The organism is Nitrospirillum guaranorum (genome assembly GCF_034653275.1).
In the GTDB taxonomy this organism is placed as follows: Bacteria; Pseudomonadota; Alphaproteobacteria; order Azospirillales; family Azospirillaceae; genus Nitrospirillum.
The window spans coordinates 332,507-351,711 of the sequence record NZ_JAYEES010000002.1; the positions used below are offsets into that span (position 1 = coordinate 332,507).

The following is a 19,205-nucleotide window of genomic DNA, read 5'->3' on the forward strand; positions in this document are numbered from 1 at the left end:
CATAAGGCTAGGTTCCTTATTTATCCAATGGCGGAGCCGCGCCGTTTCCTTCGGTCCCGGCCGGCGCCTGCTGGGCCGGCTCTGGCGGCCGCGTCCGCAGCATCTGCAATTTGCCGCGATAGGGATGTTCGAACCGCGTCTCCGGCAGGTGCACCCGCTGCTGATGCATATAGGGCTCACGGAACCCTGGGCAGTAGGGCCGCTGGATCCCGGGCTTGAACGCCACGTCGTAAAGTTCGGTAACCGGCCCGGCGATGGTCAGCCAGTGGGCGTTGCGGCCGGTGCGCAGATCGATAATTTGCAACCCGCAGCGCTGCTGTATCTGGCCCGCCGCCAACTTGTCATGCAGCGCCATCCCTTTGCCGAAGCTGTTCGGTCGCAGCTGTGACAGGCCAATGATGGCATGGTCACCCAGGAAGGTCAGCCCGCGGGCGAAGCCCGGGCAATCGGCCACGGAGATGAAGCCGCCCCGGTCGGGGTCGACGTAGCCGAACTCTCCGGCGGCGGAATTCAGCAGCCAGAGCCGGTCACGGTACCACCGGGGGGAATGGGGCATGGACAGGCCCTGGGCGACGACCTCGCCCGATTCCAGGTCGACCACCATGCCGCCGCCATTGCGGCCCGCCCGCCACCCCATGGGCTCGTCATAGCGCCCGCATATGGTGGCATAGGCGACCCGGCCGTCACGGGCGCCGATGCCGTTCAGGTGGCAGCGATCCTCGGCGGTCAGGGCGGTGACGAAGTCCGGCATCCACAGGGGCCGGAAGCTATACTGCTCGTCCAAGGCGGCAATGCAGCTGAAGCTGGTGCTGGAAAACACCAGTTCGTGGTGCTCGCCCTGGAAGGTGGCGTTGGCGATGATGTCGTGGGTGTCGCACGGCCCGACGAAATAGCCTTTACGCGGCATGTAGACGGCACCGTAGCCCTTGCCGTCGACAACGGCCGGACCGGTGTTGGCAAACTTCCAGATTTGCTCCCGGTTGCCCACCCACAGCTTGTCGTCGTCGACGGCCAGCCCCATGGCGGTACCGACCACCCGGTCCAGCACGTGCAGCCCCCCCTCCATCATATAGAGGAAGATCAGACGGCCGGATTGGTAGGTGGAGAGGATGAGGCTGCCCCCCGTCTGTTCCAGCCAAGAGGCGAAGCCGGGCGAGGGCAAAAACTGGGGGGTACCATCTTATCCTGGACCGCTACCGCGACGGGTTGGCCCGCCGCTTCGGCTTGCCCGCCCGGGGGCGCTCCCTCTTCAGATATCATCGCCGCCATTTTTCCTATATCCTTTGGAGAGATACGCTACGAATGTATTTTTGATCGCGGCGCCACTCCCGCTTTGTCTCTATCAAATTCGACTACGGGACGCCACCGGTTCCGCGCTTCTCTCTCTGTTAAATCATGATTAATATTGCCGCGCCCAAGAGTAAGGGTCACCAGGATTACCCCCAACAGGCGGCAGGCACATTCGTTTGACGGTAATAACTTCTTAAGAAGCATACTTTTGAATAGGGGGAATCGGGAAATATGGACTGTGACACCCCTGTAAGCACCCCTCTCACATTTGATCACAAAAGATAGTCCTCTTCAGAGTGAGCCTTCCTACTTATGATTTGTCTGGCGAGTTGTGGGGACTTGTGATTTAAGCGCTATGGGGGAGCCGTTGCAGCGCTGGTGGGTTTTCTGCGAAGAAAGCCCCTATCTTCCGGATAGCAATCCCCGAGACCGCCTATTCCAATTGGTGAGTGCACGCCATGCCCGACGGTTCACGCCCCCCGGCCAAGACCACCCAGGCCCGCAAGAACGCCCCGCGCGCCCTGCGCCTGGCCCTGGAACCGCGCATGATGTTCGACGCCGCCGCGGCCGCCACGGCGGCGGCGGTGACCAAGACGGCGACGACAGCCACGGTGGATACGCACGCCGACACGGCCGCGCACGCGGCCCTGCTGGACGCGGCCGCCAAGGCCGCCGCGGCAACGGCGACCGATACAAGCGCCACGGACAGCGGCGCCAAGGCGGCCACCACCTCTCCGGTGGCCAGCCCAGCGGCCGGCGCCACCCCCGATACGACGAAGACCGGCGACACCGCGAAGACGGCCAGCGCGGAAACCACCAAGGTCGCCGACACCAGCACCGCCGCGACGGTCACCCCCACGACCACCTCCACCGTGCACGAGGTGGTCATCGTCGATACCAGCGTGGCGGACTACCAGACCCTGATCGCCGGCATGGATCCGTCCGTGCCGGTTATCCTCTTGGGCGAGGGCCAGCGCACCGTCCACGGCATCGCCGAGGCCCTGTCCGCGTACAAGAACCTTGACACCGTCATCCTGGTGACCGAGGGCGGTGACGGCGGCATCATCCTGGGCGGCAACCACGTGCTGACGGATGGCGACCTGGCCAGCCGCGCCAGCGACTTGGCCGCCATCGGCGCGTCCATGAAGAGCGGCGGCGACTTCCTGCTGCTAGGCTGCTCCGTCGCCGCCACGGACACCGGCAAACAGTTCGTCGACGACTTCGCCCGCTATCTGGGCAATGACATCGACGTCGCCGCCTCCACCGACCGCACGGGCCCGGCCTCTCTGGGCGGCGACTGGGTGCTGGAGTACACGACAGGCGCCGCCATCGACACGGTGCTGCCCTTCACCGTGGCCGGTATGGAGAACATCGACCACTGCCTGGGCTGCACCGCCGGCACGCCAAGCGCCTCTGGCTTTGCCACCATCTATCATAATGGCACCAATATCGGCGCCTACACCCGCCACAGCGGCAACCCCTATATCCTGTTCTGGAACCCAGGCCAGACCAATACTGGGTGGAATTCCGCCAACAACATATACACCACGTCGCTGAACGCGTTCCTGGCCCGCACGGACGTGGCGCAGTGCCAGGATCTCCCGGCGGTCAGCGGTACACACACCAGCACGGCGAATGACAATGCCACGGCCACGCCGTTCACCGGCGTCAGCTTTACCGACAGCAGCAGCGGCGCCACCAGCTACAGCATCGACATCACGCTGGACGCCAACAACGGCACGCTGACCGGCACCGGCCTGACCAGCACGGACGGTACGCACTATACCCTGACCGCCACCAGTACCGCGACGCTGCAGACGAACCTGCGCGCCCTGGTGTTCACGCCCACGGCCAACCAGGTGGCGGCGGGATCGACCAAGGTGACGACCTTCACCCTGACGCCGAAGGACAACACCGCCACCGGCACGGCCGACAGCACGTCCAAGATCACCGTCACCTCGATCAACGACGCGCCGACCCTGGACGCCAGCAAGTCACCGACCCTGACCGCCGAAGCCAACACCACCACGGCGGCGCCAAGCGGCGCCGTCGGCACCCTGGTCTCATCCCTGGTCGCCAACGGCACGGGTATCGCCAACGTCACCGATCCCGACACCGGCGCCCTGCTGGGCATGGCCATCACCGCGACGGACACGACCCACGGCGTCTGGTGGTACAGCACGAATGGCGGGACCAACTGGACCAATGTCAACGCCGGCACCGCGGTCAGCGGCACCGCGTCGCTGCTGCTGAAGGCGGATGCCAGCACCCGCCTGTATTTCCAGGTCACCGACACCAGCTATGCCGGCACGGCGACCGTCACCTTCCGCGCCTGGGACCAGACCAGTGGCACCGCCGGCAGCAAGGTGACGACCGCCACCAGCGGCGGCACCACCGCCTTCTCCTCGGCCACCGACACGGCCAGCATCACCATCACGGGCGCCAACGCCGCCCCGGTCATCACCAACCTGAGCGGCGACACCGTGGCCTGGGTGGACGCCAGCACCGCCGTGCGGCTGGATTCGGGGACAACAGCCTCGGTCAGTGATGCGGAGAACGACACCGCCGGCTGGGCCAGCGGCAGCCTGGTGGTGCAGCGGGTGACCGCCGGGTCCGCCGACGCCACCGCCAACGACACGTTCAGCTTCGACAACAGCGTGAGCGTCAGCGGCGGCACGGTGACGGTCAACGGCCATGCGCTGGGCTTCACCAACACCGGCGGCGTTCTGACCATCAGCCTGACCGCCAGCGCCACCAGCGCCGACGTGGCGACGCTGATGCACGCGATCCAGTACAGCAACGCCACGCCCTATGGCAACGCCACCATCCGCTATGCCCTGAGCGACGGGTCCGGCAACACCACCAATGCCGACGTGACGGTGACCAGTTCCACCATCTACGTCACCACCGCCACCGACCAGAGCAGCGGCCTTGCCGCCGACGGTTTCAGCCTGCGCGAGGCGCTGGCCCAATCCGTCACCCAGACGGGCGCCGACACCGTCGTCATCGGCGACAGCGTCACCGGCACCGTCACCCTGGCCACGGGCGCCACCCTGGGGGCCGGCGACACCCTGAAATACGCCCCCACAACGACCGGCAGCCTGACCATCGCCGTGACCAGCGGCAACCTGGCGCTGGGCGGCGCCGGCACCCTCTCGGTAGGCAGCGGCGACACGCTGACCATTTCCGCCGCCGTTTCGGGCACCGGCAGCGCCCTGACCAAGACGGGGGCGGGCACGGCCGTCCTGTCCAGCACCAGCACCTACACCGGCGCCACCACCATATCGGGCGGCACGCTGACGGTGGGCTCCATGGGCAGCACCTCCGGCCTGACCCTGGACGGTGGCACGCTGAAGTCTTCAGCCGTGATCAGCAGCTCCACCGCCGTCACCATCAATTCCGGCGGCGGCACCTTCGATGTCACCAACGGCGCCGTGACCCTCACGGGCGTCGTCAGCGGCGCCGGCGCGCTGGATGCCAAGAGCACCACCTCGGGCAACGCCCTGAAGCTGTCGGGCAACAACACCTTCACCGGCGGCGTCACGCTGGATGGCGGCATCCTCGACATCTCCAGCAACACCGCCCTGGGTACCGGCACCCTGACCGTCAACGGCGGCAAGATCCGCAGCACGACGAACCTCACCTACAACCTGGCCAACAACCTGGTGCTGAACACCGATCTGGTGATGGCCGGCAGCTATGCCCTGACCTTCACCGGCACGGTCGACCTGGGCGGCGGCACCCGCACCATCAACGATCAGCTGGGCGCCGGCAAGGACCTGACCTTCACCGGTGTGGTCAGCAACGGCAGCATCAACATCAGCTCGCAAACCAGCGGCGGCACCTACGCCAATGTGGTGCTGAGCAACACCAGCAACACCTACACCAACGCCACCGTCACCGCGGGCTTCCTCAAGATCGCCGGCGCCGGCAGCCTGGGCAGCGGCAGCGTCACCATGGCCGGCGGCACCCTGCTGATCAACGGTGCCGCCACCATCGCCGAGAACATCGCCGTCACCGCCAGCTCCACCATCCAGGTGGCCAGCGGCAACGCCGTCACCCTGTCGGGCAACATCACCGGCACCGGCAACAAGACCCTGACCCTGACCACCGGCACGGGCGCCGGCGACGGCCTGACCCTGACGGGCACCAACACCTACGCCGGTGCCTACAGCGTCAGCGCCGGCACGGTCACCGCCAGCGGCGGCAGCGCCATCGCCGACACCAGCGCCGTGACCGTCGCCAGCGGCGCCACCTTGGCCCTGGCCGCCAGCGAGACCATCGGCTCTTTGGCCGGCGCCGGCACGGTGACCCTGGGCACCAACACCCTGACGGTGAACGAGGCCAGCGCCGACGACACGACCTTCTCTGGCGCCATCACCGGCACCGGCGGCCTGACCAAGGCCGGCACCGGCATCCTGGAGCTGTCGGGCACCAACACCTATACCGGCGCCACCACCCTCAGCGCCGGCCAGATCACCGTGTCGGGCGGCAGCGCCATCAGCGACAGCAGTGCCGTGTCGGTCGCCTCGGGCGCCACCCTGCTGCTGTACGCCAGCAATGAGACGGTGGGATCGCTCAGCGGCGCCGGCACCGTGACGCTGAACGGCGGCACGCTGACCGTGGGCGGGGACAACACCAGCACCACCTTCTCCGGCGTTCTTCAGGACGGTGGCCTCGCCGGCGGCATCACCAAGGCCGGCACGGGCACCCTGACCCTGTCGGGCACCAACACCTACACCGACACAACGACCATCAGCGCCGGCACCCTGGTGGCCAGCAGCACCGGCGCCCTGGGCAGCAGCACCGGCGCCACCACCGTCGCCAGCGGCGCCGCCCTGTCGCTGGGCAGCGGCGTGACCATCGCCGACGCCCTGACCATCGCGGGATCCGGCATCTCCTCGGGCGGCGCGCTGATCCTGTCCACCGGCAACGCCACCCTGTCCGGCAATCTGACCCTGTCGGCCGCCGCCACCGTCACCGTGGCCGACACCTCCACCCTGACCGTGAGCGGCACGGTTGGCGGCGCCTTCAGCCTCACCCGCAGCTTCGGCAACGGCGCCCTGGTGCTGACCGCCAACAACAGCAGCGGCACCACCAATCTGAATATCCAGAACGGCACGCTGTCCATCACCGACCAGACCAACCTGACCACCGGCACGCTGACCCTGAACATGGGCAACACCGGCGTCGGCGGCCTGCTGGTCACCGGCAGCAACGTCACGATTTCCAAGAACATCACGCTGGGCGCCAGCGGCGGCATCATCAGCAACGCCAACGCCCTGACCCTGTCCGGCAACATCACCGGCGGCGTCAGCAGCAACGCCAGCCACGTCATCAGCCTGACCAAGGTCGGCGCCGGCAAGCTGACCCTGTCCGGCACCAACACCTACACCAGCTCCACCGGTGCCTTGGGCGCCACCATGGTGTCCGCCGGCACCCTCAGCGTCACCAACGCCACCAACCTGGGCAGCACCACCATCAACGGCGCCGTCATCCTGAACGGCGGCGCGCTGGAGGTGACGGGCAGCAGCGTCACCCTGCCCAACGCCATCGTCCTCAACGCCAACGGCACCATCAGCGCCACCAACAGCGCCACGCTGTCCGGCGTCATCTCCGGTTCCCGCAACCTGACCCTGAATGGCCTGGGCACGCTGACGCTCAGCGGCACCAACACCTATACCGGCACCACCACCGTGTCGGCCGGCACGCTCAGCGTCACTGACAACACCAACATCAGCAGCGCCGCGCTGACCCTGGACGGTGGCGCCCTCACCGTGACCGGCGCCACGGTTACCCTGGCCAACGCCGTCACCCTGGGCAGCAACGGCGGCACAATCAGCGACGCCAACGCCCTGACCCTGTCGGGTGTCATCAGTGGCGCGGGCAACCTGACCAAGACCGGTGCTGGCACTCTGGCCCTGTCGGGCACAAACACCTATACCGGCACCACCACCGTGTCGGCCGGCACCCTCAGCATCGCCGCCAGCACCAACCTGGGCAGCGGCGGCCTGACGCTCGACGGCGGCACCCTGACGGTGACCGGCACCACGGTGACACTGGGCGGGAACATTCTGCTGGGCACCGGCGGCGGCACCATCAGCACCGCCAACACCCTGACCCTGAGCGGCGTCATCAGCGGTTCCGGCAATTTGACCTCGTCGGGCAGCGGCACCCTGATCCTGTCGGGCACCAACACCTACACCGGCACCACCACCATCAGCGGCGGCTCGCTGGAGGCCGCCAGCAGCGGCGCCCTGGGCAGCAGCGCCGGCGGCACCACGATCGCCTCCACCGGCACCCTGCTGATCGATGATGGCGTGACCATAGCGGACGCGGTCAGCACCGCCGGCAACGGCTCGCTGACCCTGAACACCTCCACCGGCAGCGCCACGGTGTCGGGCAACGTGACCCTGACGGCCGATGCGCGCGTCAACGTGAACGGCACCGGCACCCTGACCCTCAGCGGCACCCTGGGCGGCGCCTTCACGCTGTACAAAAATATCGGCACCGGCACCCTGGTGCTGAGCGGCAGCAACAGCGCCGCCACCACCAACCTGAACATCGCCACCGGCACCCTGTCCATCACCGACCAGACCAACCTGACCACCGGCACCCTGACCTTGAACGGCGGCGCGTTGGCGGTAACCGGGTCCGCGGTGACCGTGAGCAAGGCCATCACCCTGGCCAGTGGCGGCGGCACCATCAGCAACGCCAACGCCGTGACCCTGTCGGGCGTCATCAGCAGCACGGGCGGCCTGACCAAAACGGGCGCCGGCACCCTGACCCTGTCGGGCACCAACACCTACAGCGGCTCGACGACGATCGCGGCAGGCACGTTGGCCTTGGCCAGCCTGGGCAGCACCTCGTCCCTGATCTTCAGCGGCGGCACGCTGGCATCCACGACCGCCTTCTCCAGCTCCACCGCCGTCACCGTGAACGCCGGCGGCGGCACCATCAATGTCACCAGCGGCGCCGTGACCCTCACGGGCGTCGTCAGCGGCACCGGCGCGCTGGATGTCAAGAGCACCACCTCGGGCAACGCCCTGAAGCTGTCGGGCAACAACACCTTCACCGGCGGTGTCACGCTGGATGGCGGCATCCTCGACATCTCCAGCAACACCGCCCTGGGTACCGGCACCCTGACCATCAACGGAGGTAAGATCCGCAGCACGACGAACCTCACCTACAACCTGGCCAACAACCTCGTGCTGAACGCCGATCTGGTGATGGCCGGCAGCTATGCCCTGGCCTTCGCCGGCACGGTCGACCTGGGCGCCGGCACCCGCACCATCAACGACCAGCTGGGTGCCGGCAAGAACCTGACCTTCAGCGGCGTGGTCAGCAACGGCAGCATTAATGTCGCCTCCCAGAGCAGCGGCGGCACCTATGCTTCGCTGATCCTGAGCAACACCGCCAACACCTACACCAACGCCACGGTGACCTCGGGCACCCTCAGCATCGCCGGCGCCGGTAGCCTGGGCAGCGGCAGCGTCACCATGGCCGGCGGCACCCTGCTGATCAACGGCGCCGCCAGCATCGCCAAGAACATCGCCGTCACCGCCAGCTCCGCCATCCAGGTGGCCAGCGGCAACGCCGCCACCCTGTCGGGCGTCATCTCCGGCAGCACCGGAACCCTGACGCTGAGCAGCGGCACGGGCGCCGGCGACGGCCTGACCCTGACGGGCACCAACACCTACGCCGGTGCCTACAGCGTCAGCGCCGGCACGGTCACCGCCAGCGGCGGCAGCGCCATCGCCGACACCAGCGCCGTGACCGTCGCCAGCGGCGCCACCTTGGCCCTGGCCGCCAGCGAGACCATCGGCTCCCTGGCCGGCGCCGGCACGGTCACCCTGGGCACCAACACCCTGACGGTGAACGAGGCCAGCGCCGACGACACGACCTTCTCTGGCGCCATCACCGGCACCGGCGGCCTGACCAAGGCCGGCACCGGCATCCTGGAGCTGTCGGGCACCAACACCTATACCGGCGCCACCACCCTCAACGCCGGCCAGATCACCGTGTCGGGCGGCAGCGCCATCAGCGACAGCAGTGCCGTGTCGGTCGCCTCGGGCGCCACCCTGCTGCTGTACGCCAGCAATGAGACGGTGGGATCGCTCAGCGGCGCCGGCACCGTGACGCTGAACGGCGGCACGCTGACCGTGGGCGGGGACAACACCAGCACCACCTTCTCCGGCGTTCTTCAGGACGGTGGCCTCGCCGGCGGCATCACCAAGGCCGGCACGGGCACCCTGATCCTGTCGGGCACCAACACCTACACCGACACGACGACGATCAGCGCCGGCACCCTGGTGGCCAGCAGCGACGGCGCCCTGGGCAGCAGCACCGGCGCCACCACCGTCGCCAGCGGCGCCGCCCTGTCGCTGGGCAGCGGCGTGACCATCGCCGACGCCCTGACCATCGCGGGATCCGGCATCTCCTCGGGCGGCGCGCTGATCCTGTCCACCGGCAACGCCACCCTGTCCGGCAATCTGACCCTGTCGGCCGCCGCCACCGTCACCGTGGCCGACACCTCCACCCTGACCGTGAGCGGCACGGTTAGCGGCGCCTTCAGCCTCACCCGCAGCTTCGGCAACGGCGCCCTGGTGCTGACCGCCAACAACAGCGGCGGCAGCACCAATCTGAATATCCAGAACGGCACGCTGTCCATCACCGACCAGACCAACCTGACCACCGGCACGCTGACCCTGAACATGGGCAACACCGGCGTCGGTGGCCTGCTGGTCACCGGCAGCAACGTCACGATTTCCAAGAACATCACGCTGGGCGCCAGCGGCGGCATCATCAGCAACGCCAACGCCTTGACCCTGTCCGGCAACATCACCGGCGGCGTCAGCAGCAACGCCAGCCACGTCATCAGCCTGACCAAGGTCGGCGCCGGCAAGCTGACCCTGTCCGGCACCAACACCTACACCAGCTCCACCGGTGCCTTGGGCGCCACCATGGTGTCCGCCGGCACCCTCAGCGTCACCAGCAACACCAACCTGGGCAGCACCACCATCAACGGTGCCGTCATCCTGAACGGCGGCGCGCTGGAGGTGACGGGCAGCAGCGTCACCCTGCCCAACGCCATCGTCCTCAACGCCAACGGCACCATCAGCGCCACCAACAGCGCCACGCTGTCCGGCGTGGTCTCCGGTTCCCGCAACCTGACCCTGAATGGCGTGGGCACGCTGACGCTCAGCGGCACCAACACCTACACCGGCACCACCACCGTCACCGACGGTACCCTCAGCATCGCCGCCGCCGCCAACCTGGGTAGCGGCGCGCTCACCCTCAACGGCGGCACCCTCACCGTGACCGGCTCCAGCGTCAGCCTGAGCCAGGCCGTGGCCCTGGGCAGCAACGGCGGCACAATCAGCACCGCCAACGCCCTGACCCTGTCGGGCGTGGTCAGCGGATCGGGGGACCTGACCCTGAGCGGTGGCGGCACCTTCACGCTGTCGGGAACCAACACCTACACCGGCGACACGACGGTGCGCGATGCCACCGTGCGCATCGCCGCAGCCGCCAACCTGGGCGGCAGCACCCTGACGCTGAACGGCGGCACCCTCACGGTGACCGGGTCCAGCGTCAGCCTGAGCCAGAACCTTACCATCTCCGTCAACAACGGCACCCTCAACACGGACAACAGCCTGACCCTGTCGGGTGTCGTCAGCGGTTTCGGCAGTCTGTTCAAAAGCGGAATCGGCACCGTAACCCTGTCGGGCAACAGCAGCGGCTATACCGACGCCAGCTATGTGCAGGCGGGCACCTTGGCGCTGACCGGTTCATTGGGCGGTGACGTCAACGTCCAGGACGGCGCCACCCTGGCCGGCACCGGCACCATCGGCGGCAACCTGCGGGTCTATGGCGGCGGCACCCTGGCCCCCGGCATCGACGGCGTGAACAACGGCATCGGCACCCTGACCGTCACGGGCAACGTGAACCTGGGCGGCGCCCTGCAAATCCAGATCGCCGGCGTCTCCGGCAACAACGACGTGTTGAGCGTGGGCGGCAACGTCGTGCTGAACGACGGCTCGGGCAATGCCGGCACCCTGACGCTGAGCGCCGTTGGCGGCTACACGGCAGCACTGGGCGACAGCTTCACCATCGTCAACAACACCGGCAGCGGCACCACCGACACCACGGCCTTCGACAACCTGGACAGCAATGGGCGTGCGGACCTCAGCGGCGGCAAGGCGCTGATCACCAACAGCGGCGGCACCGGCAACGATATCGTGGCCAGCGTCCTCAACGCCGCCCCGACCCTGACCACCACCCCGGCCACGAGCCCCAACTTCACCGAGGGCGGCAGCGCCGTGTCGCTGTTCAGCGGCACCACCATCAGCACGGTGGAGGCCGGCCAAAGCGTCCACGCCCTGACGCTGACCGTCGGCGGCCTGGCCAACGGCACGTCCGAAGTGCTGACCGTCGACGGCAGCGCGGTAACCTTGACCAACGGCACCAGCGTGACCACCAGCGCCAATGGCTATGCCGTCAGCGTCTCGGTCACCGGCAGCACCGCCACCGTCACCATCACCAAGGTCGGCGACTTCTCCGCCGCCGCCGCCCAGACCCTGGTCAACGGCCTGACCTACCAGAACAGCAGCCAGGACCCCACCGCCGGCAGCGGCCGCACCGTCACCCTGACCAGCATCCAGGACAACGGCGGCACCGCCAACGGCGGCACCGACACCGCCACCCTGACCGCCAACACCACCGTCACCATCACCCCGGTCAACAACGCGCCCACCCTGCCCAGCAGCGGCGCCACCTCAACCATCCCGGCCACGCCGATCAACGCCGCCAGCAACGCCGTCACCGTATCCAGCATCCTGAGCGATGCGGGCTATGCCGACGTCGATGGCCACGGCATCTCGGGCGTCGCCATCACCGGCCTGTCCGGTGCCGGCACCTGGCAGTATTCCACCGACGGCACGAACTGGTTCGCGGTCGGCACCGTCTCCGCCAACAGCGGTCTGTTGCTGAACAGCACCGCCCAACTGCGCTACGTCCCCAATGGCAGCACGGCGGAAACCGCCACGCTGACCTTCAAGGCCTGGGACGAAACCACCGGCACCGTCAGCAGCGGCAGCACGCGCCAGACGGCCGACACCACCACCAACGGCGGCGCCACCGCCTACTCGGCCAACAACGGCACGCTCAGCGTCGAGACCCAGGGCGCGGTGATGACGGCCGGCGGGTCCGTCACCTATGTCGAGGCCGGCACCGCCGGCGCCATCGACACCACCATCACCGTCAGCGATTCCGTCACCAGCACCCTGACCAGCGCCACGGTGACCATCGGCAGCGTGGTGGCGGGCGACGTGCTGTCCTTCACCAACACGGCCAACATCACCGGCAGCTATGACAGCAGCACCGGTGTGCTGACCCTGACGGGCAGCGACACCCTGGCCAACTACCAGGCGGCCCTGCGCAGCATCACCTTCAGCTCCACCAGCCAGGACCCGACGGTGGGCGGGACCCGGACCAGCCGCACCGTCAGCTGGTCGGTCAACGACGGCATCGCCCCGTCGGCCGCCGTCACCAGCACGGTCAACATCACCGCCGTCAACGATGCGCCCACCCTGGCCACCACCCCCACCAGCAGCCCGGTCTTCACCGAGGGCGGCAGCGCCGTGAGCCTGTTCAGCGGCACCACCATCAGCGCGATCGAGGCCGGCCAGAAGATCAGCGGCCTGACGCTGACCGTCGGCGGCCTGGCCGACGGCACATCGGAGGTTCTGTCCATTGACGGCCAGGACGTCGCCCTGGTCGACGGGACCAGCATCACCACCACCGCCAACGGCTATGGTGTCTCAATCTCGGTGACATCCGGCACCGCCACCGTCACCATCACCAAGGCGGGTGGCGCCACGGCGGCGGCGACCCAGACCCTGGTCGACGGCCTGACCTACAAGGACACGAGCAGCGACCCCACGGCCGGCGGCGGCCGCACCGTCACCCTGACCCAAATCCAGGACAATGGTGGCACGGCCAACGGCGGCCACGACACCACCACCCTGACCGCCAGCACCACCGTCACCCTGCACCCGGTCAACCAGGCGCCGACCCTGTCCACCACCCCGGCCACGTCGCCCAACTTCACCGAGGGCGGCAGCGCCGTGCCGCTGTTCAGCGGCACCACCATCAGCACCAGCGAGGCCAGCCAGAGTGTCCACGCCCTGACGCTGACCGTCGGCGGTGTGGCCAACGGCGCGTCCGAAGTGCTGACCGTCGACGGCAGCGCGGTGACCCTGACCAACGGCACCAGCGTGACCACCAGCGCCAACGGCTATGCCGTCAGCGTCTCGGTCACCGGCAGCACCGCCACCGTCACCATCACCAAGGCCGGCGACTTCTCCGCCGCCGCCGCCCAGACCCTGGTCAACGGCCTGACCTACCAGAACAGCAGCCAGGACCCCACCGCCGGCAGCGGCCGCACCGTCACCCTGACCAGCATCCAGGACAACGGCGGCACCGCCAATGGCGGCACCGACACCACCACGCTGACCGCCAACACCACCGTCACCATCACCCCGGTCAACAACGCGCCCACCCTGCCCGGCAGCGGCGCCACCTCCACCATCCCCGCCACGCCGATCAACGCCACCAGCGACGCCGTCAGCGTGTCCAGCGTCCTGACCGACGCGGGCTATCTCGACCCCGATGCCCACGGCCATTCCGGCGTGGCCATCACCGGCCTGACCGGGTCCGGCGCCTGGCAGTATTCCACGGACGGCGGCACCAACTGGATCAACGTCGGCACCGTTTCCACCACCGGTGCCCTGCTGCTGGACAGCACCGCCACGCTGCGCTACGTGCCCAACGGCAGCACCGTGGAAACCGCCACCCTGACCTTCAAGGCCTGGGACGAGACCACCGGCACCGCCACCAGCGGCAGCACGCGCCAGACGGCCGACACCACCACCAACGGCGGCACCACCGCCTATTCGGCCAACAACGGGACGCTCAGCGTCGCCGCGCAGGGCGCCACGGTGACGGCCGGCGCCACCACCGGCTACACCGATGGCGGCAGTGCCGACGTGATCGACAGCGGCATCACGCTGTCGGACAGCGCCAGCAGCACCCTGACCAGCGCCACCGTCACCATCGGCAACGTCGTGGCCGGTGACGTCCTGGCCTTCGCCAGCCAGAACGGCATCACCGGCAGCTATAACGCCACCACCGGCGTCCTGACCCTGACGGGGACCGCCAGCGTCGCCGACTATCAGGCGGCCCTGCGCTCCGTCACCTTCAACTCCACCAGCCATGATCCGACGCTGGGCGACACCCGCACCAGCCGCACCATCAGCTGGTCCGTCAATGACGGCATCGCACCCTCGGCCACCGTCACCAGCACCGTCAACATCACCGCCGTCAACGACGCGCCGACGCTGACGGTGCCCGGCGCCCAGACCATCACCGACACCCTGGCGCATGGCCTGAGCGTCAGCGTGGCCGATGCCGACGCGGGAACCGGCACCGAAACGGTGACGGTGAGCGCGGGCAAGGGCAATCTGGCCGTCACCGCCTCGGGCGGCGCCAGCGTCAGCGGCACAGGCACCGGCAGCCTGACCATCGCCGGCACCCTGGCCGACGTGAACGCCACCCTGGCCAGCCTGACCTACACCACCACGGCGACGGGCAGCGACAGCGACACGGTGACCGTGACTGTCAACGACGGCGGCAACACCGGCATCGGCGGCGCGCTGTCGGACAGCAAGACCATCGCCGTCACCCTGACTGGCAATGCCGCCCCCACCATCAGCGTGGCCGGCACGCAGACCATCACCGACACCAACAGCCACGCCATCACCGGCGTCGGTGTGAGCGACAGCCTGGCCGGCGGCACCGTCAGCGCCACGGTGTCGGATTTGCACGGCAACCTGGGCTTCACCGCCGCCGGGTCCGCCAGCGTCACCGGCGCCGGCACGGGCAGCGTCACCATCACCGGCACCCTGGCCGACGTGAACGCCACCCTGGCCACCCTGAGCTACGCCACCACCGCGACGGCCACGGGAACGGATACCATCACCGTCACCGTCAACGACGGCGGCACCAGCCTGATCGGCGGGGCGAAGTCCGCCACGCAGACCATCGCCGTCACCCTGACCGGCAACGATGTGCCGTCCTTGGCGGTACCGGGCGCACAGAGCTATGTCGACCAGGCCGGCCACGCCATCAGTGGCGTCGCCATCACCGACACGCTGCCCGGCGGCACCGTCACGGCCACCGTGTCCGACCTGCACGGCAACCTCAGCTTCACCGCCTCGGGCGCCGCCACCGTCACCGGGGGCGGCACGGGCAGCGTCACCATCACCGGCTCCCTGGCCGATGTGAACGCCACCCTGGCCACCCTGAGCTACGCCACCACCCTGTCGACGGCCGGCAGCGACACCATCACCGTCGCCGTCAACGATGGCGGCACCACGCGCATCGGTGGGGCCCAGTCCACCAGCGGCACCATCGCGGTGGCCATCGCCACCAACGACACCCCGGTACTGACCGTGGCGGGGGCGCAGAGCTACGACGACACCAACGCCCACGCCATCACCGGCGTCAGCATCAGCGACGCCCACAATGGCACTGTGACCGCCACAGTGGCTGACTTGCACGGCAACCTGGGCTTCACCGCCGCGGGGACCGCCACCGTCACCGGCGGCGGCACGGGCAACGTCACCATCACCGGCAGCCTGGCCGACGTGAACGCCACCCTGGCCACCCTGACCTACACCACCACGGCAACCGCCACCGGCAGCGACACCATCACCGTCACCGTCAACGACGGCGGCGGCAGCCTGATTGGTGGGGCCAAGTCCGCCACCCAGACGATCGCCGTGGCCCTGACCGGTAACGACACGCCGGTCCTGACCGTGGCCGGGGCGCAGAGCTACACCGACACCAACGCCCACGCCATCACCGGCGTCAGTGTCAGCGACAGCCTGCAGGGCGGCACCGTCACCGCCACCGTGGCTGATCTGCGCGGCAATCTCGGCTTCACCGCCGCAGGATCCGCCACCGTCACCGGCGTTGGCACGGGCAGCGTCACCATCACCGGCAGCTTGGCCGACGTGAACGCCACCCTGGCCACCCTGACCTATGCCACCACGGCGACCGCCACCGGCAGCGACACCATCACCGTCACCGTTAATGATGGTGGTACGGCCCGCATCGGCGGGGCCAAGGCCGCCGCCCAGACCATCGCCATCAACCTGACCGGCAATGACACGCCGGTCCTGACCGTGACGGGGGCGCAGAGCTACACCGACACCAACGTCCACGCCATCACCGGTGTCAGTGTCAGCGACAGCCTGCAGGGCGGCACCGTCACCGCCGCCCTGATCGCCACCCAGGGCAACATCTCCGTCACCGCCGCCGGCGGCGCCACGGTGTCGGGCAGCGGCAGCGGCGTGGTTGCCATCACCGGCAGCCTCGCGGACGTGAATGCCACCCTGGCCACCCTGGGCTATGCCACCACCGCCACGACCACCGGCACCGACACCCTGACCATCGCGGTCAGCGATGGCGGCGGCGCGCGCATCGGCGGGGCCAAGTCCACCAGCCAGACGATCGCCATCAGCCTGACCGGCAACGACACGCCGGTCCTGACCGTGGCGGGGGCGCAGAGCTACAGCGACACCAACGCCCACGCCATCACCGGCGTCAGCATCAGCGACACCCTGACGGGCAGCATCGTCACCGCCACGGTGGCCGCCACCCAGGGCAACGTCGCCGCCACCGCGTCGGGCGCCGCCACCCTGGCCGGCAACGGCACGGGCAGCCTGACCGTCACCGGCAGCCTGGCGGATGTGAACGCCACCCTGGCCAGCCTGACCTATGCCACCACCGCCACGGCCACGGGCAGCGACACCATCACGGTGACCGCCAACGACGGCGGCACGGCCCGCATCGGCGGCGCCAAGTCCACCGCGCAGACCATCGCGGTCAGCCTGACCGGTAACGACACCCCCGTGGTGACCGTGCCAGGGGCGCAGAGCTATAACGACACCAACGCCCACGCCATCACCGGCATCAGCGTCAGCGACACCCTGTCGGGCAACGCCCTCACGGTCGCGCTGCTGGCCGGCAAGGGCAACGTCACGGTCACCGCCGCCGGCGGGGCGACCGTGTCCGGCAACGGCAGCGGCGTGGTTTCCATCAGCGGCAGCGTGGCCGATGTCAACGCCACCCTGGCCAGCCTGACCTATGCCACCACCGCCACGGGCACCGACACGGACGCCATCACGGTGGCGGTCAGCGACGGCGGCACCGCCCGCATCGGCGGGGTGAAATCCGCGGTACGCACCGTCGCCGTCAACCTGACGGGTAACGACACGCCGGTCCTGACCCTGCCGGGTGGCCAGAACCTGTCGGCCACCGGCAACCAGGCCATCACCGGCATCAGCGTGGCCGATACCCTGACGGGCAACGCCGTCAGCGTCACGGTGAAGGACGGCTTCGGCGGCCAGCTGGTCATGGCCGCCTCCGGTTCCGCCACCTTGGCCGGCAATGGCACGGGCACGGTCACGGTCACCGGTAGCGTGGCCGACGTGAACGCCACCCTGGCCACCTTGAACCTGACCCCGGCCACCACCGGTAACGACATCATCACCGTGACCGTCAACGACGGCGGCACGGCCCGGGTGGGCGGCGCCAAGACGGCCAGCGGCATCATCGGCGTGACCATCAACCCGGTGGTGGTGCCGCAACCCCCCGCCACGACCACGACGACGACGACCACGACCGCCACGGCGCCGGTCACCACCACGAGCAGCACGCTGATCGTGACGCCCACAGTGGCCGCCACCAGCACCGCGACGACCACCGTGACCCTGACCCAGACCGTGGGCACGGGCAACGCCGGCGTCAGCGGCACGCCCAGCGCCGGCCTGAGCGGCAACAGCGTCATCAGCACCGTCGCCGCGACCACAACCACCAGCACCTCCACCACGACCGCCACCACCAGCATCACCACGGCGCTGGCGGCTGACAGCACCACGACATCCAGCAGCACCCGGACGACCACCACTACCGCGACCACGGGCGGCTCCACGGCGGCGGCCACCACGACGGCCGCGACAACGCCCACCACCGCCCCGACCACCAGCGCCCCGACTGCCACCACGACGACCAGCACCACAGCCATCAGCGCCAGCACCGGCGTGGTGGCCATCACCTCCGCCACCAGCGGCACAACCACGCTGACCCTGGCCAACCAGATCAGCAACCAGGCGGTCATCGCTGGCCAGCAGGTGACCTTCCAGCTGCCGCAGGGCACCTTCCAGAGCAGCGACCCACAGGTGACGCTGGAGGCGCGGCAGGCCAACGGCGAGCCATTGCCGGCCTGGCTGACCTTCAACCCCGCCAATGGCACCTTCAGCGGCCAGCCGCCGGCTGGGGAGAACGGCAACGTCGCCATCACCGTCACGGCGCGCGACAGCAACGGCAACGTCGCCGAGGCCAAGTTCAACATGTCGGTGGGCCAACAGCAGAACGGCACCGGCGGCCCCGGTGGCCAGAGCCAGCAGGGCCCGGGCAACCGCGCCCCGCAGCAGCACGCCGCCAACGATCCGGCCACGGCCGTGCCCGCCGACCTGAACCCCGTGCAGCTGGCCGCCTATGCCGGCCGTGACGCGGCGGCACAGGATCTGGCCGCCAAGATCGCCAACGGCCCCGGCAAGGTGCCGGCGGGCAAGCTGTCGCTGACGGCGCAGCTTCAGGCCGCCGCCCAGGCGCAGAAGGCCGTCGGCTTCGGTACCGGCACCTTCGGCGCCACCCCGCACCACGGCATCGTCGACGACGCCGTATCCCTGCTCGCCAGCTTGCTGGACGTGTTCGGCGGCGACGCCCCGCAGCACGGCCCGGCCCTTCCCGCCCATCACGCTACCACCACCACCACGATCGCCTGA

General features: G+C 68.9%; 2 protein-coding genes. One reads left to right on the forward strand and one right to left on the reverse strand.

Going from position 1 to position 19,205, the window contains the following annotated elements:
- Positions 1 to 16: 16 nt before the first annotated feature.
- On the reverse strand, positions 17 to 1,162 hold the full coding sequence (locus UAJ10_RS07285) for a TIGR03032 family protein (RefSeq protein ID WP_322914719.1): 1,146 nt from the start codon (positions 1,160 to 1,162) through the stop codon (positions 17 to 19).
- Between the two features lie 586 nt (positions 1,163 to 1,748).
- On the opposite strand from UAJ10_RS07285, the gene UAJ10_RS07290 reads away from it, so the two are divergent.
- Complete coding sequence (locus tag UAJ10_RS07290) at positions 1,749 to 19,205, forward strand: autotransporter-associated beta strand repeat-containing protein (protein WP_322914720.1); 17,457 nt, start codon at positions 1,749 to 1,751, stop codon at positions 19,203 to 19,205.